The sequence below is a fragment of the Streptomyces sp. NPDC000134 genome, assembly GCF_042899225.1.
Classification (GTDB): domain Bacteria; phylum Actinomycetota; class Actinomycetes; order Streptomycetales; family Streptomycetaceae; genus Streptomyces.
This window is the reverse complement of sequence record NZ_JBIAZN010000064.1, coordinates 1-1,105: the sequence shown is the minus strand read 5'-3', so window position 1 is coordinate 1,105 and position 1,105 is coordinate 1. Positions and strand designations below refer to the sequence as shown.

Annotated in this window: 1 pseudogene; it reads left to right on the top strand. The window is 69.6% G+C overall.

Features of this window, described 5'->3' with window-relative positions:
- Positions 1–1,105: pseudogene (locus ACFY32_RS34095) on the top strand (alpha-1,4-glucan--maltose-1-phosphate maltosyltransferase); the annotation flags it as partial.

Here is a 1,105-nt window from a genome sequence, read left to right as displayed (position 1 = left end):
CCCGGCTGGCGGCGGCGCTGACCCCGGAGGTGGACGCGGTGCTGGCCCGGTACCCGCTGCGGGAACTGGTCACCGCCTCCGAGCCGCTGCCGCTGCTGGTGGAACGCGAACGCGCCCTGTACGGCGCCTGGTACGAGTTCTTCCCCCGCTCCGAGGGCACCCCCGAACACCCCCACGGCACCTTCCGCACCGCCGCCGGACGCCTGCCCGCCATCGCCGCCATGGGCTTCGACGTCGTCTACCTCCCCCCCATCCACCCCATCGGCACCACCCACCGCAAAGGCCCCAACAACACCCTCACCGCCGGCCCCGGCGACGTCGGCGTGCCCTGGGCCATCGGCTCCCCCGAGGGCGGCCACGACGCCGTCCACCCCGACCTGGGCACCCTCGACGACTTCGACCACTTCGTCGCCCAGGCCCGCGACCTGGGCCTGGAGATCGCCCTGGACTTCGCCCTCCAGTGCTCCCCCGACCACCCCTGGGTCGACAAGCACCCCGAGTGGTTCCACCACCGCGCCGACGGCACCATCGCCTACGCCGAGAACCCGCCCAAGAAGTACCAGGACATCTACCCCATCGCCTTCGACGCCGACATGGACGGCCTGGTCACCGAGACCCTGCGCGTCCTGCGGCACTGGATGGCCCACGGGGTGCGCATCTTCCGCGTCGACAACCCCCACACCAAACCCGTCGTCTTCTGGGAACGGGTCATCGCCGATATCAACGCCACCGACCCCGACGTCATCTTCCTCGCCGAGGCGTTCACCCGCCCCGCGATGATGCGCACCCTCGCCCAGATCGGCTTCCAGCAGTCCTACACCTACTTCACCTGGCGCAACACCAAGGAAGAACTCACCGAATACCTGACCGAACTGTCCGGTGAGACGGCCGCCTACATGCGGCCGAACTTCTTCGTCAACACCCCCGACATCCTGCACGCCTACCTCCAGCACGGCGGCCGGCCCGCCTTCGAGGCCCGCGCGGTCCTCGCCGCCACCCTCTCCCCCACCTGGGGCATCTACAGCGGCTACGAACTGTGCGAGAACACCCCGCTGCGCGAAGGCAGCGAGGAATACCTCGACTCGGAGAAGTACCAGCTCAGGCC